Origin of the sequence: Pseudomonas sp. 10C3 (genome assembly GCF_036346185.1) — a bacterium.
In the GTDB taxonomy this organism is placed as follows: Bacteria; Pseudomonadota; Gammaproteobacteria; order Pseudomonadales; family Pseudomonadaceae; genus Aquipseudomonas.
Map to the genome: position 1 here is coordinate 186,440 of NZ_JASJVE010000006.1, position 21,006 is coordinate 207,445.

The following is a 21,006-nucleotide window of genomic DNA, read 5'->3' on the forward strand; positions in this document are numbered from 1 at the left end:
CACCCGTACAGGAGAATCAGGACAGGTAACCACCGTCCACATTCAACGAAACACCGGTGGTGTAGCTGGATGCATCACTGGCCAGGTACAGAACGGCGCCAGCCATTTCGCTGGGTGCGGCCACACGCTTGAGCGGGATCTGCTCCAGCGCCATGTTCAGGATCGCATCGTTTTTGACCAGGGCCGAGGCGAATTTGGTGTCTGTCAGACCTGGCAGCAGGGCGTTGCAACGAATACCGAACGGCGCGCATTCCTTTGCGAACACTTTAGTCATGTTGATCACGGCCGCCTTGGTCACCGAATAGATGCCTTGGAACACGCCTGGCGAAATGCCATTGATCGAAGCGACGTTGATGATGCTGCCGCCGCCGTTTTCGCGCATCAGTTTGCCGGCTTCAATGGACATGAAGAAGTAACCGCGAATGTTAACGTCGACGGTTTTCTGGAATGCGCTCAGGTCCGTGTCCAGTACATTGCAGAATTGTGGATTGGTTGCAGCGTTATTGACCAGAATGTCCAGACGACCGAACTGTTCGCGAATCTGCGCGAACGCGTTATGGATCTGTTCCATCTCGCCGATGTGGCAGGCAATTGCAGTAGCCTTGCCGCCGTCAGCGATGATCGCGTCCGCGACGTGTTGGCAGCCATCGATCTTGCGGCTGGAGACAATGACGTGCGCGCCTTGTTGAGCCAGTAGCTTGGCGATGGCTTCACCAATGCCGCGGCTGGCACCGGAAACGAAAGCGATTTTGCCGTCGAGGTCGAACAGTTGGGTCTTGGACATGTTTTCTTCCTTATTGTGTCGCAATCAAAGGCTGGATTTATCGATCACTTGCAGGCTCATCTGCTCCAGCAGCTTGTTCATCTGAATGAACTGCGCGAAGCGTTTGTCCTGGGTCTGACCATGAAAAAAACGGTAGTAGATTTGTTGCACGATACCGGCCAGGCGGAACAAGCCATAGGTGTAGTAGAAGTCAAAATTGTCGATCTGGATGCCGGAGCGTTCAGCGTAGTAATCGACGAACTGACGGCGGGTCAGCATGCCGGGCGCATGGCTAGGCTGGCGGCGCATCAGTTGTACCGGTGCCGGGTCGCTGGCTTCGATCCAATAGGCCAAGGTGTTGCCCAGGTCCATCAACGGGTCGCCAATCGTGGTGAGCTCCCAATCCAGAACGCCGATGATTTTCATCGGGTTGTTCGGGTCGAGAATCACATTGTCGAAGCGATAGTCGTTGTGCACGATGCTGGACACGGGGTGATCGGCCGGCATCTTTTCCGTGAGCCAGGCCCTGACCGTCTCCCAACTCGGCGCATCCGGGGTCAGCGCTTTTTCGTAACGGTCGCCCCAACCACCAATCTGGCGTTTCACATAACCTTCGGGCCTGCCAAGGTCCGCCAGGCCGCACGCGGTATAGTCGACCTGATGCAACTCGACCAGCGTGTCGATAAAGTTTTTACACAGGGCTTCGGTCTGTTGGGCGTCGAAGTTCAGTTCAGACGGTAGATCAGAGCGCAGAATGATGCCGTTGACCCGCTCCATGACATAGAACTCAGAGCCGATCAGTGACTCGTCAGTGCAATGCACGTAAGCCTTTGGGCAATACGGAAAGCCGACATTCAACTGATTGAGAATGCGGTATTCGCGGCCCATGTCGTGCGCAGACTTGGCTTTGTGGCCAAAAGGCGGACGCCTCAGGACGAACTCCTGGTCCGGGTATTGGATCAGGTACGTCAGGTTCGAAGCACCGCCCGGAAACTGGCTGATCTCAGGCGAGCCCCTCAGACCGGGAATATGCGCCTTGAGGTAGGGGTCGATGAGGCTGGCGTCGAGTTCTTCGCCAGAGCGGATCTTGGTGGACTGGTCAGTAAGCGCCATGCTTATCCCTTCTGCTTATTATGGAGTGCAGACATTATTGACTAATCTAATGCGACCACTCTTCGCTCACAAGCTGGAAACGGCCTTATAGGTGAGCGTGTTGCTGGCCAATCATTGGCTTTGATCGCTGGGTGTCCGTGAGTTGCAGGCGAAAAAAAACCGAGGCCCTGAGACCTCGGTTCTGCGTGCATTGCAGCCAGGTTTAAGCCGGGAACAGCTCGCTCAGCTTCATGGCCAGCATCATGTCGCCTTCAGCGCGCAGCTTGCCGCCCATGAACGCCTGCATGCCGTCGGTTTCGCCGCTGACGATGCCTTTAAGGGTCTCGCTGTCCATGACCAGTGTCACTTGAGCGTCAGGGTTCTCGCCTTCTTTAACGTCGCAAGTACCGTCTTTTACGATCAAGGAGTAGTGTGTGTTGTCATCGATCTTAAAGCCAAACACCAGGTCCAGGCCTGCAGCTGCACTTGGGTTGAACTTGGCTTTCATGGATTGAATGGAGTCAGCTACAGAAGTCATGGTGCGATCCTTTTTCTAGGGTTCTGGTGGATAGGTTCCAGCGACCATTCAGGTCGCCGTGGGCCGGTCTCAGCGATAAGTGATGAGCTCCGGCGCCTGCAACAGTTGCAGGTGCGCATGACTGTTGAAGGAAGCCAAGGCTACCTCGCGACCACGGAATTTAAGCTGGTTGAGCGAGGTATTGACGATTTGCCAGTTGAGTTCGAACGCCTGCTTCGCGGGCATCTGAGTGATTAAGTGGAGCAGCGCGGTGATTGTACCGCCTGAGGTGAAAATCGCGATCCGGTCTTTGTTGCCCGCCTGATCGAGAACCCGGTGCAAGCCCGATTGAACCTGCTCGACAAAGCCGAGCCAGCTTTGCAGCCCCGGAGTGTCATAATCACCCTTGAGCCAACGGTCCATGATCAACGCAAATAGTCGCTGAAACTCACCGCGGTTTTGCGCGGCATTACGCAGCACATACAGGGCTTCCGGTTCATCGGGGAGCAGGGCCGGGAGCAGGGCACGGATCACCGCATCGGCGTCGAATTCATTAAACGCGGGATCGACTTCAAGCGGGGCCATGGATTGCCCTGCCGCCTTGAACTGGTCCATTACCGCCTCGGCCGTATGCTGCTGACGACGCAGGTTGCCAGACAGGCAGCGATCGAAGCTCAAGCCCAGCTGTGCCAGGTGGGTGCCGAGGATCTCGGCCTGGCGAATACCCATCGGAGACAGAACGTCGTAGTCGTCTGCACCAAAGGAGGCCTGGCCATGTCGAATCAAATAGATGCTGCCCACGTCGGCGTTATCCCGGGACGTTGAAGGTTTTGCGAGGTTATGAGGATGCTTGAAGCGTGTCAATGAAAAAACATACGCTTGTTTGAATGGTTGTTTCCGGGACATCCCTGGCAAGCGATCGACTGGCCGTCTGCAAGGCACGCCGGTATGCTTGAGTCATCCGCGGCTCCTTGATTGGAGGGGCGCAAAGTGTGTGAGGAGTATTTGTGGAGTTTATGGCTGAATACGCAATTTTTCTGGCCAAGACGGTCACCCTGGTGGTTGCCATTCTGATTGTGCTGGCGGCTTTCGCTTCGCTACGCAGCAAAGGCCGACGCAAATCTGCCGGGCAGTTGCAGGTCAGCAAGCTGAATGACTTCTACAAAGGTCTGCGCGAACGTCTTGAACAATCGCTGTTGGATAAGGACCGGCTCAAGGCGTTGCGCAAAGAGCAAGGCAAAAGCCTGAAGAAGGAAAAGAAACTGGCCGACGCCAAGCCTCGGGTGTACGTGCTGGATTTCGACGGTGATATAAAAGCGTCCGCAACCGAGAGCATGCGCCATGAAATCACGGCGCTGTTAACCTTGGCCACGGTCAAGGATGAAGTGGTCCTGCGCCTGGAGAGTGGCGGCGGCATGGTCCACAGTTATGGCTTGGCCTCATCGCAGTTGGCACGGATTCGTCAGGCGGGTATTCCACTGACCATCTGCATCGACAAAGTGGCGGCCAGCGGTGGCTACATGATGGCTTGCATTGGTAACAAGATTATCAGCGCACCTTTCGCTATTTTGGGTTCCATCGGCGTGGTAGCGCAGTTGCCCAACGTCAATCGTCTGCTGAAGAAGCATGATATTGATTTTGAAGTGCTGACCGCTGGCGAGTACAAACGTACCTTGACCGTATTTGGCGAAAATACCGAGAAGGGCCGGGAGAAGTTCCAGGAAGAGCTGGACATTACTCATGAGCTGTTCAAAAACTTTGTCGCGCGCTACCGTCCGCAATTGGCGATCAACGAAGTTGCTACCGGGGAAGTCTGGCTTGGCATGGCGGCGCTGGACAAACAGTTGGTGGACGAACTCAAGACCAGTGACGAATACCTTTCTGAGCGCGCCAAGGTCGCTGAAGTTTTCCATTTGCATTATTCCGAGCGCAAAAGCTTGCAGGAACGGATCGGCTTGGCGGCCAGTGGGTCGGTAGATCGTGTCTTGTTGAGTTGGTGGAGTCGGCTGACACAGCAGCGCTTCTTGTAATCGTAAGCGCCTTTGTCAGGTTTTCAGTGACAAGGATGGTTCATCAGATAGCAAAAAGCCCGGGGTTCAAATTGAACCCCGGGCTTTTTTTCAGGCCGAATCAGCGACGCCGGAACAGCGGCAATGGTTCATCAGTAGCGGCCTGGTAGGTCACCGAGAAGTCTTTAAGACCTTCAAGTGCTTCATACGGGTCTTTGTCGGGGCGAATCGCAAAGGCGTCGAAACCACAGCGGTGCATATAGAACAATTGGTCACGCAACACATCGCCAATGGCCCGTAGTTCGCCTTTGAAACCGTATCGATCACGAAGCAGACGCGCATTGGAGTAACTGCGGCCATCGGTGAACGCCGGAAAATTCAGGGCGATAACCTGGAAGTTATCCACGTCATCACCAATTTGCTCAGCTTCTTCGTCGGCGTCCAGCCATACACCCAAGCCGCCGTCACGCGCTTTGAGGGCGTGACTATGGTCGAGCCATAAAGCCAGCGGCACAATCAGGTCATCACAGTTGGACAGGCCGTCAAGCGTCGTGTCCTTGGGCAGCAAGTGCCAGGTTTCGTCGATGACTTCGTTGTTCTTAATGATTCGCTGCATAGACGCGCTCCTTGAAAGGGTCAATGCCGATACGCTGGAAGGTGTCGATAAAACGCTCATCTTCGTGCCGCTTCTCTATGTAGACGTTGATCAGCTTCTCGATCACGTCGGGCATCACATCCTGGGCGAAAGACGGGCCCAGAATTTTACCCAGGCTTGCATCACGGTTGCTGCTGCCGCCAAGGGAGACTTGATAGAACTCTTCGCCTTTCTTGTCCACGCCAAGAATGCCGATATGCCCCACGTGGTGGTGACCGCAGGCGTTCATGCAACCGGAAATATTCAGGTCCAGCTCGCCGATGTCGAACAGGTAATCCAGGTCGTCAAAGCGACGCTGGATGGCTTCGGCGATCGGGATCGATTTGGCGTTGGCCAAGGAGCAGAAATCGCCCCCTGGGCAGCAAATGATGTCGGTCAGCAAACCGATGTTCGGGGTGGCGAAACCCTGTTCGCGGAGCTCGCCCCACAAGGTGAACAACTGGCTTTGCTCAACGTCGGCAAGAATGATGTTTTGCTCGTGGGACGTGCGCATCTGGCTGAAGCTGTAACGATCAGCCAGATCGGCAACGCCATCGAGTTGTTTGTCGGTGATATCGCCTGGGGCAACACCGGTCGGTTTGAGCGACAGGGTCACCGCTGCGTAGCCTGGCTTTTTGTGCGCAAGAACGTTGCGCGAGCGCCAGCGGGCAAAACCTGGGTGTTCTTTATCGAGGTGAGCCAGTTCAGCGCTTTGATCGCTGAGGGCTTTGTACTCGGGGTCGACGAAGTGCTTGGCGACGCGATGCACTTCGGCTTCGGTCAACGTGGTCTGGCCGCCCCGCAGGTGGACCATTTCCGCGTCGACTCGCTCGGCGAACACTTCAGGCGTCAGTGCCTTGACCAGAATCTTGATCCGGGCCTTGTACTTGTTGTCACGACGGCCATAGCGGTTATAGACCCGCAGGATCGCGTCTAGATAGCTCAACAGGTCCTGCCAAGGCAGAAACTCATTGATGAAGGCACCGACCACTGGCGTACGGCCAAGGCCACCACCGACCAGGACGCGGAAACCCAGTTCGCCCGCAGCGTTACGCACTGGCTCCAGGCCGATGTCGTGTACCTCAATGGCGACACGGTCACTGGTGGAACCATTGATGGCGATCTTGAATTTACGCGGCAGGTAGGCGAATTCGGGGTGGAAGGTAGTCCACTGCCGAATGATCTCGCACCACGGACGCGGATCAACCACTTCATCCGCCGCAACACCGGCAAATTGATCGGTGGTGACGTTACGCAAGCAGTTACCGCTGGTCTGAATCGCGTGCATCTGCACGGTTGCGAGTTCAGCCAGAATATCCGGCACGTCTTCCAGCGCGGGCCAGTTGAACTGAATATTTTGGCGGGTGCTGACATGGGCATAGCCCTTGTCGTAATCACGAGCGATTTTGGCAATCATGCGCAACTGCCGCGAGGTCAACTGGCCATAAGGCACAGCCACCCGCAACATCGGCGCAAAGCGTTGAATATAAAGGCCATTCTGCAGGCGCAGCGGGCGAAACTCTTCTTCGCTCAGCTCTCCGGCCAGGTAGCGTCGGGTCTGATCCCGGAACTGCTTGACGCGGTCCTCGATGATCCGCTGATCGTACTCGTCGTATACGTACATATAGGTCCTGTTCTCAGGCTGCTTACAGCAAATCTGCGCGCACGGCCGCGCACTCCCAACGGAGCCGAGGGAAGATACCAGTTTGCAGTTATGCGCAAAAGTGAAGTTTGAGTATATGCAAAGAACTAAAAGAACTATCCAGGTCGGGTTGATCGCATAACCCTTCTTGAGGAATGGGCAATGCTCGACTTTACTAAGGGCGTGATCGCGGCAATCTGCTGTCGCAGAGGCGGTCACGCTTCATGTGCAATCACCGATAAAACCGAAAAGAGGCGATGCAATGAGCAACCCTGTCAAAGCAGTGAAAGCCGATAGCAGCGTAGATGCCTGGGCCATTTTCTTCATTGTCATCCTGGTCGTAACGACGGCCGTATTCTGGGTGAGCCACCAATAACGCAAGCAACCTGCGCCTGTCCGACGTGACGGTCGGACAATGCGTTAAACGGTATCCAGAGGTCTGCACTTAGGCAGTTATACTGCGTGCCTATTTTTCAGGCCAGCATGAGAATGTTTAAACTTTTTTGTAGCGCGTTGCTGGTATTGAGCAGCGTGTGGATGACTGCGACCGAAGCAGCGACGGTGGTTTTTCTGAATCCGGGCCTGTCGACGGAAACGTTTTGGGTCAGTTATTCAAAGTTCATGGCGGCGGCGGCCAACGACTTGGGCATGACGCTGCAGGTGCGTTACTCGGAACGGGACCCTCATAAAACGCTGATCCAGGCGCGCGAAGCATTGTTGGGCCCTGACCGGCCCGATTACCTGGTGTTCGTCAATGAATTGTATGCCGCCCCGGAAATTCTTCGTCTATCCCAAGGCAGCGGCGTCAAGCTGTTTGCCGTCAACAATACCCTCACCCCTGATCAGATCAACATGCTCGGCGACGTCCGCACTCGCTTTCCGAATTTGATCGGTAGTTTGGTAGGGAATGATGAGGAGGGCGGTTACTTGATGGCCAAGGAGCTGATTCGCCTGCACCCGAAGGTTGCCGCTGGTCATAGCATCGACATGCTGGCGTTCTCTGGAGCAGCAACAACACCCGTCGCTCAGCTTCGCGAGCAGGGTCTGCGACGCGCTCTGGGTGAGCACCCGGAAGTGCATTTGCGTCAACTCGTGTACAGCGGTTGGGAACGAGAGCGAGCGCAGGAACAGGCCCGACAGTTGTTTCAGCGCTACCCGAAAACAAGCCTGGTATGGTCTGCCAATGATGAAATGGCGTTTGGCGCCATGGCGCCATGGCTGCATTGCGTGAACGGGGCGGAGCGCCGGGCAAGGATGTGCTGTTTAGTGCCTTGAACTCTTCGACAGCGGCCTTGCAGGCGCGTCTGGACGGAAGTTTGAGCGTTCTGGCGGGTGGGCACTTCACGTTGGGTGGGTGGGCCATGGTGTTGCTGCACGACTATGACGCAACCAGGGAACAGGATCGCCAGTACCTGGGGGCGCGTCAATTAAGCGTGTTGCAGCTTCTTGGCCAGCAGGATGCCAGGCGCCTGCTGCAGGCTGGCCGCCAAGACGACTATGGCGTCGATTTCCGCACATTCAGCATGACGGGGAACCCTAAGCCGGGTGCGTACCGTTTTTCCCTGAAAAGCATACTGTACTGAAGGGTCAACCCACGGCGAAGTGCAATACCAACTGGACAATGCCAAACAAGGTCAGGGCGAAGATCGCCGTGAACAGCACGCCCAGTATGACGAAGTGACTGGGTTTGCCGTGGGTAAAATCCCGAGCCCGGTTTTTCCCGCTCTGTACACCAAATGCCGCCGCTACAACGCTCTGCACCATCTGCCAGAAAGTAGGCGGCTTATTGTTTGAAGAGTCGTCCATACACCCTCGTGAATTCACATCAACGTAAAGAAAACTCACTAAGCATAGTCAAGTCAGAGGGATATGCCCTGCGCGGGTCACTTTGATGGGTGGCAGCGCCTACTGAAAAAGGAAGCAACCCATGGTCGGGCTGCCTCCTGAACGCGCTGTCTTAGTCGTCGTATCCCAGGTTTGGCGCCAGCCAGCGCTCAGAAACGCTCAGCTCCTGACCTTTGCGCGCCGTGTAGCTTTCTACCTGATCCTTGTCGACTTTACCCACGGCAAAATATTGCGCCTGTGGATGAGCGAAGTACCAGCCACTCACCGACGCCGCAGGAAACATTGCATAGCTTTCGGTCAAGGTGACACCGCTCAGGCCTGACTGACCCTCCTCGGTGCGGTCCAGCAGGTCGAACAAGGTGCCTTTTTCGGTGTGATCCGGGCAGGCCGGATAACCCGGTGCAGGGCGGATACCGATGTACTGCTCCTTGATCAGGTCTTCGTTGGCCAGTTGTTCGTCCTTGGCATAACCCCAGTAGTTTTTCCGCACCTGTTGGTGCAGCCACTCGGCGCAGGCTTCGGCAAGACGGTCGGCCAGGGCTTTGACCATGATTGCGTTGTAGTCGTCGCCTTTGTCTTGATAAGCCTTGGACACTTCTTCGGCACCGATGCCCGCAGTGGTGATGAAACCGCCGACGTAATCGGTGACGCCGCTGTCCTTGGGTGCGACAAAGTCAGCCAGGGAGAAATTCGGTTTGCCGTCGGTCTTGATGATCTGTTGACGCAGGTGATGCAGCTTGGCCAGCGGTTTGCCGTCGTTGCCGTAAAGCTCCAGGTCATCGTTGTCGACCTGATTGGCAGGCCAGAAGCCAAACACTGCGCGAGCGCTGATCAGTTTTTCGTCGATCAGTTTGCGCAGGATGTCCTGAGCATCGGCAAACAGCGAGGTCGCGGCTTCGCCAACCACTTCATCGGTGAGAATGCGCGGGTATTTGCCGGCCAGGTCCCAGGAGATGAAGAATGGGGTCCAGTCGATGTACTCGGCCAGCACATTAAGGTCGATATTTTCCAGGACCTTCACGCCGGTGAACGTAGGTTTGACCGGTTGGTAATCGGCCCAGTCGAACTTCGGCTTCTTGGCCACGGCAGCGGCGTAACTCAGGCGCTCGGTGCGGGAACTGCGGGCAGCGGTGCGCTCACGTACCTCGATGTATTCGAGCCGGGTTTTCTCGATAAACGCCGGCTTCAATTCCTTCGACAGCAATTGCGTGGCCACGCCAACGGCGCGGGATGCATCGGTGACGTAGATCACCGCGTCGTTGCTGTACTTGGGTTCGATCTTCACCGCAGTATGGGCTTTGGACGTGGTCGCGCCGCCGATCATCAGCGGCAGGGTAAAGCCCTGACGCTGCATTTCCCGGGCGACATGCACCATTTCATCGAGTGACGGTGTAATCAGTCCAGACAGGCCGATGATGTCGCACTTCTGTTCCTTGGCCACCTGCAGGATCTTCTCTGCCGGCACCATCACGCCCAAGTCAACGATGTCATAGCCGTTGCAGCCCAGAACCACGCCGACAATGTTCTTGCCGATGTCATGCACGTCGCCCTTGACCGTGGCCATGAGAATTTTGCCCTTGGCTTCGGGTTTGTCGCCTTTTTCCAGTTCGATGAACGGGATCAAGTGGGCCACGGCCTGTTTCATCACTCGCGCGGATTTAACCACCTGTGGCAGGAACATTTTTCCTGAGCCGAACAGGTCGCCGACGATGTTCATGCCGGACATCAACGGCCCTTCGATCACTTCGATCGGGCGCTTGAACGACTGCCGAGACTCTTCGGTGTCTTCGACGATATGGGTGGTGATGCCTTTGACCAGCGCGTGTTCCAGGCGCTTGTTGACTTCCCAGCCACGCCACTCTTCGGTTTCGGCTTCTTTGACGCTGCCGTCACCCTTGTACTTGTCGGCGATGGCCAGCAGGGCGTCGGTACCGTTTGGCGTGCGGTTGAGGACGACGTCTTCCACACAATCGCGCAATTCGGTCGGTATTTGGTCGTAGATCTCCAATTGCCCGGCGTTGACGATCCCCATGCTCAAACCGTTGCGGATCGCATACAGCAAGAACACCGAGTGAATCGCCTCGCGTACCGGATTGTTGCCACGGAACGAGAAGGATACGTTGGACACGCCACCAGAGGTCAGGGCATGGGGCAGGTTGTCGCGAATATAGGCACAGGCGTTGATGAAATCGACGGCGTAGTTGTTGTGCTCTTCGATGCCCGTGGCAATGGCGAAAATGTTCGGGTCAAAAATGATGTCTTCAGGCGGGAAGCCGACATCGTTGACCAGGATGTCGTAGGAGCGCTTGCAGATTTCTCTCTTGCGCTTCTCGGTGTCGGCCTGGCCGTCTTCATCAAACGCCATCACCACCACGGCGGCGCCATAGCGTTTGCACAGTTTGGCGTGATGGATGAACTGCTCCACGCCTTCCTTCATGCTGATGGAGTTGACGATGCCCTTGCCCTGAATGCACTTGAGGCCGGCTTCGATCACCTCCCATTTGGAGGAGTCGATCATGATCGGAACGCGGGAAATGTCCGGTTCGCCGGCAATCAGATTGAGGAAGGTCACCATGGCCTTCTTCGAATCGAGCATGCCCTCGTCCATGTTGATGTCGATCACCTGAGCGCCGGCTTCGACCTGCTGCAAGGCGACTTCAAGCGCTTCGGTGTAGTTGTCCTCACGGATCAGCCGGGCAAAACGCGCAGAACCGGTGATGTTGGTGCGCTCGCCGACGTTGATGAACAACGAACTGCGATCAATGGTGAACGGTTCCAGGCCGGATAGGCGACAGGCTTTAGGGATGTCCGGAATAGCCCGCGGCGGGTACTTGCTTACCGCATTGGCGATGGCCTTGATGTGCGCAGGTGTGGTCCCACAGCAGCCACCGACGATATTGAGAAAGCCGCTCTGGGCGAACTCTTCGATGATTGCCGCTGTCTGTGCTGGCTCTTCGTCGTATTCACCGAAGGCGTTCGGTAAACCGGCGTTCGGGTGCGCCGAAATGTAAGTGCCGGCTTTGTTCGACAGTTCTTCCAGGTAGGGACGCAAATCGCTGGCGCCCAGCGCGCAGTTCAAACCCACCGAAATAGGTTTGGCGTGGCTGACCGAGTTCCAGAACGCTTCAGTGGTTTGTCCGGACAAGGTGCGGCCCGAGGCATCGGTGATGGTCCCGGAGATCATGATCGGCAATTCAAAGCCGACTTCTTCGAACACGCCCTGCACGGCGAAAATCGCGGCCTTGGCATTGAGGGTGTCGAAGATCGTCTCGATCAGGATCAGATCGGCGCCGCCTTCGATCAAGCCGTGGGTGGCTTCGGTGTAGTTTTCCACCAACTGATCGAAGGTCACGTTGCGGTAACCGGGGTTGTTCACGTCTGGCGACAACGAGCAGGTGCGGCTGGTCGGGCCTAGAACGCCAGCAACGAAGCGCGGCTTGTTGGGCGTTTCCAGGGTTTTAGCGTCAGCAACCTTGCGGGCGAGGCGAGCACCTTCTACGTTCAACTCATAGACCAACGCTTCCATACCGTAATCGGCCTGGGAAACCTGGGTGGCGTTGAAGGTGTTGGTTTCGAGAATGTCAGCGCCAGCATCCAGATAGGCCTTTTCGATGGCCCCAATCACGTCCGGACGACTGAGAATCAGCAGGTCGTTATTGCCTTTGACATCACTTGGCCAGTCGGCGAAGCGTTTGCCACGGTAGTCCTCTTCCTCCAGTCGGTAGCTCTGGATCATTGTGCCCATGCCACCATCGAGAATCAGAATGCGCTCTTTGAGGGCTTGCTGGAGAGCGTGGAGGCGAGCGCTGCGGTCGGACATAGGACTACCTGGAAAGGCCAATACAGAAGGTCCGAGATAATAGCAAACCTGCGCGCTTTTAGTGAGAGGAGGGCATTCTCATGAATATCGCTCATGTTGTAGGGAGTAAGCCACTGTAGAATCACCGCGTTTTAATGGTCGGGACACTGGACATGCCATATCGGGTACTCGCAAGCCTCTTTTTGCTGCTCCTGTGCAGTGGGGTACGTGCGCAAGATTCAGGGTCGAACCCTTCCTCGTCTATTTCCTACACCCGAGACGTGCAGCCGATCTTTACCGAGAAGTGTGTCGCCTGCCATGCCTGTTATGACGCCGCATGCCAGCTCAACCTGGGCAGTGCCGAAGGAGCTCTGCGGGGCGCGTCGAAAGTTCAGGTGTATAACGGCAGGCGTAGCGAAGCCGAGGCGCCTACCCGACTGTATTACGATGCCCATAGCGTCACGGCCTGGCAGCATAAAGGCTTCTATTCGGTGTTTGATGCGCAAGGCAGTCAGGCTGCACTGATGGCGCGGATGCTCGAGCTCGGCCATAAAACGCCACTGACGCCCAATGCCAAAGTTCCGGCCGAGATCGTTCTGGGGATGGACCGAGATAATCAATGCCCAATGCCGGCTGAGTTCGATACCTATGCCGGCAACCATCCCAAGGAAGGCATGCCGCTGGCAGTGACCGGCCTGACCGAACCGCAGTATCAAACCTTGCGGCGCTGGTTGGCGGCGGGTGCGCCGATTGATCAACAGGCGCTGGCCCCGAGCGCCAGCGAGACGCTGCAAATCACTCAGTGGGAAGACATGCTCAATGCCCGCGGCGCCAAGGAAGGGTTAGTGGCGCGGTGGTTATACGAGCATCTGTTTCTGGCACACATTTATTTTGAAGGCGGCGAGCCTGGGCATTTCTTTCAGTGGGTTCGTTCGCGCACGCCCAGCGGTCAGCCCATCGACCTGATCAATACACGACGACCCAACGATGATCCGGGCTCCGACGTGTATTACCGCTTGTGGCCAGTACAAGGGGTGATCGTGCACAAGACCCACATCACATACCCGATGAGCCCAGGCAAAATGGCGCGGGTCAAAGAGCTGTTCTACAGCGGTGACTGGACTGTCAGCGCTTCGCCTGGCTACGGCCCACGGCACCGCGCCAATCCGTTCGACACGTTTCAGGCGATTCCTGCCCAAGCGCGTTATCAGTTCATGCTCGACAACGCCGAGTACTTCGTGCGCACCTTTATCCGTGGTCCGGTCTGCCGTGGGAATATCGCCAGTGATGTCATTCGCGATAATTTCTGGGCTCTTTTTCAGGACCCGGCACATGATCTGTACCTCACGGATGCGGCTTATCGTGACAAGGCTACGCCCCTGTTGTCGATGCCCGGCCAGATCGACGACGTTGGCAGCGTTTTGACTCTGTGGCACTCCTATCGCGACAAGCGCAATGAGTACGAAGCACTACGCAGCAAAACCTATGCTCAGGCGCCAGCCCCCAGTTGGTCGACGTTGTGGGCCGGTAACGACAACGCCTTGTTGTCGATTTTTCGTCACTACGACAGCGCCTCCGTCAATAAAGGGTTGATCGGCGAAATCCCGCAGACGATGTGGCTGTTCGACTTCCCCATCCTTGAGCGAACCTATTACCAGCTTGCGGTCAATTTCGACGTATTCGGCAACGTTGCGCATCAAGCGCAGACTCGGTTGTATTTCGACCTGATCCGCAACGGTGCCGAGCAGAACTTTCTGCGGCTGATGCCCGCTGACTCGCGCGATGAGATCTTGAGCGACTGGTACCAGGAAGGCGGCAAAGTGAAAATGTGGCTGGACTATCAGGGCATCGACGACGACGCGCCAAGCGGTCTTAAGCTCAATGAAAAAGACCCCAAACGTGATTTCGCCCTTCAGTTGCTGGTGCGCTACGGCGACTTGAATGGCCGGCCGGACCCGATCAACCGCTGCAGTGGCGCGTACTGTGCCCGGCAAACCCTGGTGCCCGAATTGCGCTACGCCGAACAGGCTCTGAGTCGCCTGACGTCTCGCCCGGCGGCGGGTTTGCAGGTGATCGCCCAGTTACCGGAAGCAAGCATGCTCCGAATCCAGGCCAGCGATGGTAAGCGCGAGCTCTACAGCCTGCTGCGCAACCGTGCACACAGTAACGTCGCCTTTATGCTGGGTGAGGAATCCCGCTATCAACCGGGGCTGGACACCTTGACTATCTATCCCGGCGTGCTGAGCAGCTACCCGAACTTTATGTTCAATATTCCTGCTGTGCAGGTGCCCGCGTTTGTCCGCGCCATGGAGCAGGCGCGGGACGCTGATGCGTTCGAAAAAATCGTTCAGCGCTGGGGCATTCGCCGGAGCAATCCTCAGTTCTGGTTCTATTTTCATGACCTGACACGCTATATCCAGGAGACCGAGCCGGTTGAGGCGGGCATGCTGGACATGAACCGTTACGAGAATCTGTAGCCGTTCTTTAAACGGCTTCGCAGGTAAGCCTGCGAAGCCGTTGACACGCTCGTATTGAGCTGAACGCCTTGACAAACATGGCCCGCAGCCATCTACCAGTCATCAATCCCGCGCAACCTTTTGGCCCTTGTCGCGGTCCGACGTATCGAGACGACCTGAAGTAGCAGTCTATTCGGGGTCCTTGATGTTGATTTGAAAACAGGTGAGTTGCGGATGTTGATTTCGGTTCAAGCCTTGCGGGCACTCGCCGCGTGGGCAGTTGTGTGTCACCACTTTATGCAGATTTTCTTTGATTTTCATGCCAAAGGCCCCGTAGGGCAGTTCTTCGTCGACAGGGGGGCGGTAGGGGTCGATATTTTCTTCGTGATCAGTGGGCTGGTGATCTATCTGTCCACGCAAAACAAAGACATGCCAGCTGGACGCTTCATGGTCAATCGGATCATCCGTATCGTCCCGGCATATTGGGTCTACACGGCCGCCATGGGGCTGCTGTTGGTAGTCGCCAGTCCGCTATTGCCGCATCAAGTGATCAGTTGGCAGAACTTTATTCTTTCCCTGTTATTCATCCCTTCTGAAAACCCCGGCGGTTATGGCATGTACCCTACGTTGAACGTGGGTTGGACGCTGAATTATGAAATGTTCTTCTATCTATTATTCTCACTGGTGTTCCTGGTCCATCAACGTCATCGGCCACTGGTTGTCGCGGCCGCATTGTTCGCGGTGAGTGAGGTGTTGACCCGTTACGGCTGGATCAGCCATTTCTACCGCAACGACATTGTGTACGAGTTTCTGCTCGGCATCGGCATCGGTATTATCTACAGCCGGGGCTGGATCACTCCACGGCTATGGCTGCCGCTGCTGGCGATTGCCGGGGCCTTCGTCACTATTTACCACCTGCCACCCTCACAACGGTTTATGAACTGGGGGCTGCCCAGCGCGTTGATTGTCGTCGCCTGTATCTCACTGGAACCGTACTTCCAGGGCAATCGATTATTCAAGGTACTGGGCGACTGTTCCTACTCGGTGTACTTACTCCACGTATTGGTTCTCTATGGCGGATGGCTGGCGTCTGAACGCTATGGGCTCAATCCGTATGCGGTGTTTGCCGTGTGTGTACCGTTGATTGCCGTCGGAGCCTGGGGCAGTTACGAATTTATCGAAAAAGGACTTTATCTGCGCCTCAAAGGCTGGCTGGACAAGCGAAGAGCGGTGGGCGAGGCGGTCGCTCTTTCCCGACATAATTACTAGGACTTTGTGCGGCGCGAATGATTGGCGTAAACTGCGCCCACGTCTGCGAGGAATTTTCATGACCGCTATTACTATTACCGATGCCGCCCACGACTATCTGGCCGATTTGCTTGAAAAGCAGAACACTCAGGGCATCGGCATCCGCGTGTTTATTACCCAGCCTGGCACCCAATACGCTGAGACCTGCATTGCTTATTGCAAGCCGGGCGAAGAGAAACCGGAAGACAAGGCCATTGGCCTGAAAAGCTTCACTGCCTGGATCGACTCCTTCAGCGAAGCGTTTCTGGATGATGCGGTTGTCGATTACGCCACCGACCGAATGGGCGGCCAACTGACCATCAAGGCGCCAAACGCCAAAGTACCGATGGTCAATGCCGACAGCCCGATCAACGAACGCATCAATTATTACCTGCAAACCGAGATCAATCCGGGGCTGGCCAGCCATGGCGGCCAGGTTTCGCTGATTGATGTGATTGAAGAGAACAACGAAAATATCGCGGTGCTGAAGTTCGGTGGCGGTTGCCAGGGCTGCGGTCAGGCTGACGTGACCTTGAGAGAAGGGATCGAGCGCACTCTGCTTGAGCGTATTCCTGAGCTTAACGGTGTGCGGGACGTCACTGACCATACGCAAAAAGAAAACGCCTACTACTAAGTCGGGCGCCTCTACGCGATAAAACAGCTGCAAAAAATGCCTCGACTGGTTCGAGGCATTTTTTTTGGTTCTGCCAGTGCCTGGTTTAGCCAGCCTTGGCGCAACCAGCAGGGTTGAACACGCGCTGGCTTGAAGCCGGATTTTTCAGCAGTGCAGCCCCGGTGCGTGCCGGACGTGGCAGAAGTTGCCCGGAGCAATTGGGACAGCGACCGCCCAGACGGTCGTGCGCGCAATCGCTGCAGAAGGTGCATTCAAACGAGCAAATCAACGCGTCCAGACTGTCGCCAGGCAGGTTGCGGTCGCAGCATTCACAGCTCGGGCGAAGTTCAAGCATAGAGGTGACCTCGTTCGCAGGTGTTCGGGGGAAGGAAAGCTTCGGCAACAATGCCAAACACTGCGGGCTCTTGGCAATCAGGGCCGGTATAGATGCGCATGTCCGGCCCGATAGAGCGACGATTCGGCGAACTGGTCATTGGCCAATACCCTGCCTACCAGAATCAATGCCGTGCGGCGAAACCCTTTGGCGCGAACTTTCTCCTGGATGTCGGCGAGCGTTCCGAGTACCCAATCCTGATCCGGCCAACTGGCGCGATGGACCACGGCAATCGGGCAATCAGCGCCGTAGTGCGGGGTCAGTTCGGCGACAATTTTTGCCAGGTTCTTGACCCCTAGATGAATCGCCATGGTCGCCCGATGCTGCGCCAGGCTTGCCAGCTCCTCGCCCGCAGGCATGGAGGTTTTATCGGCATAGCGGGTCAGGATCACACTCTGAGAGATATCCGGCAGCGTCAGTTCGGTGCCCAACAGTGCGGCGCAGGCAGCGGTGGCGGTAACGCCGGGGATGATTTCGAAGGGGATATCCAGTTCGCGCAGGTAACGAATCTGCTCGCCAATCGCGCCATACAGACTGGGATCGCCGGAGTGCACCCGAGCGACATCGAAGCCTTGTTCATGAGCGGATTTCATCGCGGCGATGATCTGCTCCAGGTGTAACTCGGCGCTATTGATCACCTGTACCGCCTGATGCCCTTCAAGGACAGCGGTCGGTACCAGTGAGCCGGCGTAGATAATCACCGGGCAACTGCGGATCAGGCGCAGGCCTTTGACCGTGATCAGTTCCGGGTCACCGGGGCCTGCGCCGATAAAAAAAACGGTCATGGGTGCTCCAGAATCCAGCCTTAGGCTTTTGAGTGGGAGTGAAAACGGACAGATTATCGACGATTGAGTACGTCACCGGCCAAGGCAAATGTCGCTTGCTGGTTTTTCTGCCGGGTGATCAGTAATTCGCCATGACGTCCACCAAGGCGCTGTAACAGCGCCAATGCACTGCTTTCGGCCACGCCGTAGCAACCGGTGTGGGCGAACGCGATGGCAGAACGATGACTGAGTCGCGCGTCGAAACAGCTCAACTCTGCTGCACTGAAAAACACCAGTGGCAGACCCAGACGCTCTGCCAACGCCAGCAAACCCGGCTCAGAACGTTTCAGGTCAATGGAGGCGAGGGCAGTGATGGCTTCAATTTTCAGCCCATGACCCTGCAAAGCCTGTTCAATCAGTTCCAGCAGTCGGCTTGCAGGGCAACCGCGCTGGCAGCCGAGGCCGACCGCCAGGGTCGGCACCGAGTGCTGCCGGGTCATGCGCCGTGATTGACGTGTTGGGCGTTCACTTCATGATTATTGCGGCGGAACAGCCAAGCACTGATCAGACCCAAGGCGATCCAGAACAGTGCATTGGTCAGCAGCGAGGCGATCTTGAACTGAGCTTCCAGAGCTTCAGGGGCCAGGCTCTCATGCACGTCTGGTTGCGGTGCACCCATCACGTGTGGCACCAGCAGGATCGCTACACCCAGCACCTTCAGCAACCAATGTTTGCTGAACACGATCAGTGCCAAGGCGACGGCAGTAGATGCCGCTGTGCTCACCCACCAGATTTGTCGCTGAACCAGATCAGCCGCCGCAGTCCCCGGCAGCTCAGGTGGCAGGCCCAGGGTCGGCGCGAGAACGAACACGGCAAACCCGGCCAGCCCCCACAGTATCCCCTGAGACGTACGGCCCGGCGCACGTAGGGTGTAAAGCCCCGCCAGCATCAATGCAAAACCGACTGCGACCACCAGGTTGCCTCCGGTGGTGGACAAGACACGTTGCCAGCCGTCTTGAGGTTCCCATGCCTCGGCGTCGTGAACATGGCCTGCGCCAACGCCTTCAGCGTGTTCATGGGCCTGCTCTGTCGGTGCTTTCTCATAGGACTCCGCTTGCAGAATCAGCGGCGCAACCCAGACGCTTTGCAGCAGCGTCAACAACAGTGCGGCGAACAGACCCGTGAACCCGGCCGTTTGAGCGATACGCTTGAACATGGCGGCAGGTCTCAATGGCAAGGGAAGGCAGAGCTGTGGCGGGTGTCGTGCGCCGCGTTGTGGACGGCATTGATATGCGAGAAGCCGGCGAAGTAGACCAGAAAGGCACCCAGCAGGAGGGCGCTGACGGCAGCCGTCAGGCGTCGGGTCTGAGTGGAGGTGGTTGTAGCTGAGTGGCTGATAGTGCTGATAGTGCTGATCGACATGGCGCTTCCCTCAAGTGTCGGCAAGTAGGCAAGCGCATGAAAACCCCACTGACAGGCGTCAGTAGAGGTTCAACAGCGCCCGCCCACCGCGGGTTTGTCAGATGATTTGTCGGGCCGGTCTCCGGGCTTGCGAGGGGTCCGTGCAGCCTGACCATCAAGAATCACCTTCCCATGCCGGACTGCTGGCACAGTGGATCTGATTCTTCACTCGCTTACCGTTGCGGGGGCAGCGCCGGACTTGCTTATGCCTGTTGGCATGAAGCGCACCGGTTTCCCGTTTCACCCTGTGAAGGGCACCCGAAACAAGGCCGTAGGAAAACATGAGCACGCACAGGAGTCAATCCAGAGCATCTGCGGCTTAGTCGGTGATTGACCTGTCCGCAGCCACTGCGTAGCCTTGCTCGTTCGAGGTGCTCCGGTATGCGCGGAGCTAAAAGGGAACGCGGTTCAAGCCGCGGCTGCCCCCGCAACTGTAAACGGTCATGTTCATTGCACTGCCACTGCACGCGTGTGGGAAGGCGCAATGAACGCGTGTCGGACGCTTTTTATAGGCCGTCAACACGCCACCGTCAGCCAGGAGACCTGCCTCGGAACAAGATTCTCACTACAACCGGGCGGGGTGATCCGGTGGCGAATTGATCTGCGTGCATGTGCTACGTGGTTATCGTCCTGTTTGCCCGCCGCTTTGCCAAAGGGCATCCGATGAAATCACTGGCCAAACTTCCCGTTACTATCGTTACCGGTTTCCTCGGGTCGGGCAAAACCACGTTGCTGCGGCACATCCTCGACAACGCGGAAGGTCGGCGCATCGCGGTGATCGTCAACGAATTCGGCGAACTGGGCATCGATGGCGACATTCTCAAGCAATGCACCATTGGCTGCACCGAAGAAGAAGCCAGCGGTCGTGTGTATGAGTTGGCCAACGGTTGCCTGTGCTGCACGGTTCAGGAAGAGTTCTTCCCGGTCATGCGCGAATTGGTTGCCCGTCGCGGCGACCTGGATCACATCCTGATTGAAACCTCTGGCCTGGCATTGCCAAAACCTTTGGTTCAAGCGTTTCAGTGGCCAGAAATTCGTAACGCCTGCACGGTCGATGCGGTGATTACCGTGGTCGACAGCCCTGCGGTGTTGGCAGGCACTTTCGCTGCATTCCCGGATCAAGTCGACGCACAGCGCAAACTCGACCCGAACCTTGACCATGAGTCGCCACTGCACGAGTTGTTCGCCGATCAACTGGCGAGCGCGGACCTGGTCATCCTCAACAAATCCGACATGCTTGATGCGGCAGGCTTGGCGACCGTCCGCGCTAAAGTCTCCGAAGAACTGCCACCCGCGGTCAAAGTGATCGAAGCCAGCAGCGGTCGTTTGCCCATCAGCGTGTTGCTGGGGCTGGGCGCCGAGTCGGAGGTGCATATCGATAGCCGCCGCACCCACCATGATCATCACGAAGGCGATGACCATGACGACCATGATCATGATGCGTTCGATTCGATCTCGATCAAATTGCCGCAGGCCGACGAAAGCCTGTTGCTGGACGCCTTGACGCAACTGGTGGTGCAGCACGGTATTTTGCGGGTCAAGGGTTTCGCGGCGATTCCGGGCAAACCGATGCGCTTGCTGATTCAAGGCGTCGGGACGCGCTTCGACAAGCATTTCGACCGTGCCTGGCGTACCGAGGAAGAACGTGCGACCCATCTGGTGTTGATTGGTCAGGAACTCGACGCCGGCGTTCTCGAAGCCCAACTGCACGCAGCGGTTGCCGGCTGACT

The 21,006-nt window shown here is 56.8% G+C and carries 18 protein-coding genes, 1 pseudogene and 2 riboswitches; of the genes and pseudogenes, 6 read left to right on the forward strand and 13 right to left on the reverse strand.

What is annotated here, in order from left to right; genetic code table 11:
* Window positions 1-16: 16 nt before the first annotated feature.
* The 4 genes from QN399_RS07875 to QN399_RS07890 all read right to left on the reverse strand — a co-directional run bounded on the left by QN399_RS07875 (window position 17) and on the right by QN399_RS07890 (window position 3,173).
* Complete coding sequence (locus tag QN399_RS07875) at window positions 17-784, reverse strand: SDR family oxidoreductase (protein ID WP_219059789.1); 768 nt, start codon at window positions 782-784, stop codon at window positions 17-19.
* Window positions 785-808: 24 nt separating this feature from the next.
* Window positions 809-1,876, reverse strand: a complete 1,068-nt coding sequence (locus QN399_RS07880) for a phosphotransferase family protein (protein ID WP_322216501.1) — start codon at window positions 1,874-1,876, stop codon at window positions 809-811.
* A 202-nt stretch (window positions 1,877-2,078) separates the two neighbouring features.
* On the reverse strand, window positions 2,079-2,393 hold the full coding sequence (locus QN399_RS07885; RefSeq protein ID WP_322179149.1) for an SCP2 sterol-binding domain-containing protein: 315 nt from the start codon (window positions 2,391-2,393) through the stop codon (window positions 2,079-2,081).
* A 69-nt stretch (window positions 2,394-2,462) separates the two neighbouring features.
* Complete coding sequence (locus tag QN399_RS07890) at window positions 2,463-3,173, reverse strand: histidine phosphatase family protein (protein WP_330200785.1); 711 nt, start codon at window positions 3,171-3,173, stop codon at window positions 2,463-2,465.
* A 206-nt stretch (window positions 3,174-3,379) separates the two neighbouring features.
* Here QN399_RS07890 and sohB point away from each other — a divergent pair, with 206 nt between their 5' ends.
* Complete coding sequence (sohB, locus tag QN399_RS07895) at window positions 3,380-4,402, forward strand: protease SohB (RefSeq protein WP_323565787.1); 1,023 nt, start codon at window positions 3,380-3,382, stop codon at window positions 4,400-4,402.
* 100 nt (window positions 4,403-4,502) lie between these two features.
* On the opposite strand, the gene QN399_RS07900 is transcribed toward sohB, so the two are convergent.
* The gene (locus tag QN399_RS07900; protein WP_322179152.1) at window positions 4,503-4,997 is read right to left on the reverse strand and encodes a DUF934 domain-containing protein; all 495 of its coding nucleotides are present in this window, start codon (window positions 4,995-4,997) and stop codon (window positions 4,503-4,505) included.
* A complete protein-coding gene (locus tag QN399_RS07905; RefSeq protein WP_322179153.1) occupies window positions 4,981-6,639 on the reverse strand; it encodes a nitrite/sulfite reductase in 1,659 nt (552 codons plus the stop codon). Before QN399_RS07905 ends, QN399_RS07900 begins: the two co-directional genes overlap by 17 nt.
* Window positions 6,640-7,146: 507 nt before the next feature.
* Here QN399_RS07905 and QN399_RS07910 point away from each other — a divergent pair.
* Window positions 7,147-8,240: pseudogene (locus tag QN399_RS07910) on the forward strand (ABC transporter substrate-binding protein).
* A gap of 4 nt (window positions 8,241-8,244) precedes the next feature.
* On the opposite strand, the gene QN399_RS07915 reads toward QN399_RS07910, so the two are convergent.
* Entirely contained in the window at window positions 8,245-8,463 is a 219-nt protein-coding gene (locus tag QN399_RS07915; protein ID WP_219059781.1) for a DUF2970 domain-containing protein, read from the reverse strand.
* 151 nt (window positions 8,464-8,614) lie between these two features.
* Entirely contained in the window at window positions 8,615-12,322 is a 3,708-nt protein-coding gene (metH, locus tag QN399_RS07920; RefSeq protein WP_322179156.1) for a methionine synthase, read from the reverse strand.
* A 152-nt stretch (window positions 12,323-12,474) separates the two neighbouring features.
* Between metH and QN399_RS07925 the strand changes: the two genes are divergently transcribed.
* The 3 genes from QN399_RS07925 to nfuA all read left to right on the forward strand — a co-directional run bounded on the left by QN399_RS07925 (window position 12,475) and on the right by nfuA (window position 16,678).
* Window positions 12,475-14,778 (forward strand): fatty acid cis/trans isomerase, encoded by a 2,304-nt coding sequence (locus QN399_RS07925; RefSeq protein WP_322179157.1) that lies wholly within the window; start codon window positions 12,475-12,477, stop codon window positions 14,776-14,778.
* 213 nt (window positions 14,779-14,991) lie between these two features.
* Entirely contained in the window at window positions 14,992-16,026 is a 1,035-nt protein-coding gene (locus QN399_RS07930; RefSeq protein ID WP_322179158.1) for an acyltransferase, read from the forward strand.
* Window positions 16,027-16,084: 58 nt separating this feature from the next.
* The gene (gene nfuA / locus QN399_RS07935; protein ID WP_322179159.1) at window positions 16,085-16,678 is read left to right on the forward strand and encodes a Fe-S biogenesis protein NfuA; all 594 of its coding nucleotides are present in this window, start codon (window positions 16,085-16,087) and stop codon (window positions 16,676-16,678) included.
* An 85-nt stretch (window positions 16,679-16,763) separates the two neighbouring features.
* On the opposite strand, the gene QN399_RS07940 is transcribed toward nfuA, so the two are convergent.
* From QN399_RS07940 to QN399_RS07960, 5 genes are all read right to left on the reverse strand, one after another.
* On the reverse strand, window positions 16,764-17,012 hold the full coding sequence (locus QN399_RS07940; protein WP_322179160.1) for a DUF1272 domain-containing protein: 249 nt from the start codon (window positions 17,010-17,012) through the stop codon (window positions 16,764-16,766).
* 77 nt (window positions 17,013-17,089) lie between these two features.
* On the reverse strand, window positions 17,090-17,836 hold the full coding sequence (cobM, locus tag QN399_RS07945) for a precorrin-4 C(11)-methyltransferase (RefSeq protein ID WP_330200786.1): 747 nt from the start codon (window positions 17,834-17,836) through the stop codon (window positions 17,090-17,092).
* Window positions 17,837-17,889: 53 nt separating this feature from the next.
* Window positions 17,890-18,315 carry a cobalamin biosynthesis protein gene (locus QN399_RS07950; RefSeq protein WP_322179162.1) on the reverse strand — a complete coding sequence of 142 codons (426 nt, stop codon included), beginning with the start codon at window positions 18,313-18,315 and terminating at the stop codon, window positions 17,890-17,892.
* Entirely contained in the window at window positions 18,312-19,031 is a 720-nt protein-coding gene (locus QN399_RS07955; RefSeq protein WP_322179163.1) for a CbtA family protein, read from the reverse strand. The genes QN399_RS07950 and QN399_RS07955 overlap by 4 nt, the downstream gene beginning before the upstream one ends.
* An 11-nt stretch (window positions 19,032-19,042) precedes the next feature.
* Window positions 19,043-19,231, reverse strand: coding sequence for a CbtB-domain containing protein (locus QN399_RS07960; RefSeq protein WP_330200792.1), 189 nt, complete (start codon window positions 19,229-19,231; stop codon window positions 19,043-19,045).
* Window positions 19,232-19,331: 100 nt separating this feature from the next.
* A riboswitch (cobalamin riboswitch) is annotated at window positions 19,332-19,553 on the reverse strand.
* Between the two features lie 75 nt (window positions 19,554-19,628).
* Window positions 19,629-19,842: riboswitch (cobalamin riboswitch) on the forward strand.
* A 97-nt stretch (window positions 19,843-19,939) separates the two neighbouring features.
* Here QN399_RS07960 and cobW point away from each other — a divergent pair.
* Entirely contained in the window at window positions 19,940-21,004 is a 1,065-nt protein-coding gene (cobW, locus tag QN399_RS07965) for a cobalamin biosynthesis protein CobW (protein ID WP_330200793.1), read from the forward strand.
* Window positions 21,005-21,006: the final 2 nt, after the last annotated feature.

Coding starts and splice junctions, on each gene's coding strand:
- QN399_RS07875 (WP_219059789.1), bottom strand. CDS start 784: ATGTCCAAGACCCAACTGTTCGACCTCGACGGCAAAATCGCTTTCGTT.
- QN399_RS07880 (WP_322216501.1), bottom strand. CDS start 1,876: ATGGCGCTTACTGACCAGTCCACCAAGATCCGCTCTGGCGAAGAACTC.
- QN399_RS07885 (WP_322179149.1), bottom strand. CDS start 2,393: ATGACTTCTGTAGCTGACTCCATTCAATCCATGAAAGCCAAGTTCAAC.
- QN399_RS07900 (WP_322179152.1), bottom strand. CDS start 4,997: ATGCAGCGAATCATTAAGAACAACGAAGTCATCGACGAAACCTGGCAC.
- QN399_RS07905 (WP_322179153.1), bottom strand. CDS start 6,639: ATGTACGTATACGACGAGTACGATCAGCGGATCATCGAGGACCGCGTC.
- QN399_RS07915 (WP_219059781.1), bottom strand. CDS start 8,463: ATGGACGACTCTTCAAACAATAAGCCGCCTACTTTCTGGCAGATGGTG.
- metH (WP_322179156.1), bottom strand. CDS start 12,322: ATGTCCGACCGCAGCGCTCGCCTCCACGCTCTCCAGCAAGCCCTCAAA.
- QN399_RS07925 (WP_322179157.1), top strand. CDS start 12,475: ATGCCATATCGGGTACTCGCAAGCCTCTTTTTGCTGCTCCTGTGCAGT.
- QN399_RS07930 (WP_322179158.1), top strand. CDS start 14,992: ATGTTGATTTCGGTTCAAGCCTTGCGGGCACTCGCCGCGTGGGCAGTT.
- nfuA (WP_322179159.1), top strand. CDS start 16,085: ATGACCGCTATTACTATTACCGATGCCGCCCACGACTATCTGGCCGAT.
- QN399_RS07940 (WP_322179160.1), bottom strand. CDS start 17,012: ATGCTTGAACTTCGCCCGAGCTGTGAATGCTGCGACCGCAACCTGCCT.
- cobM (WP_330200786.1), bottom strand. CDS start 17,836: ATGACCGTTTTTTTTATCGGCGCAGGCCCCGGTGACCCGGAACTGATC.
- QN399_RS07950 (WP_322179162.1), bottom strand. CDS start 18,315: ATGACCCGGCAGCACTCGGTGCCGACCCTGGCGGTCGGCCTCGGCTGC.
- QN399_RS07955 (WP_322179163.1), bottom strand. CDS start 19,031: ATGTTCAAGCGTATCGCTCAAACGGCCGGGTTCACGGGTCTGTTCGCC.
- cobW (WP_330200793.1), top strand. CDS start 19,940: ATGAAATCACTGGCCAAACTTCCCGTTACTATCGTTACCGGTTTCCTC.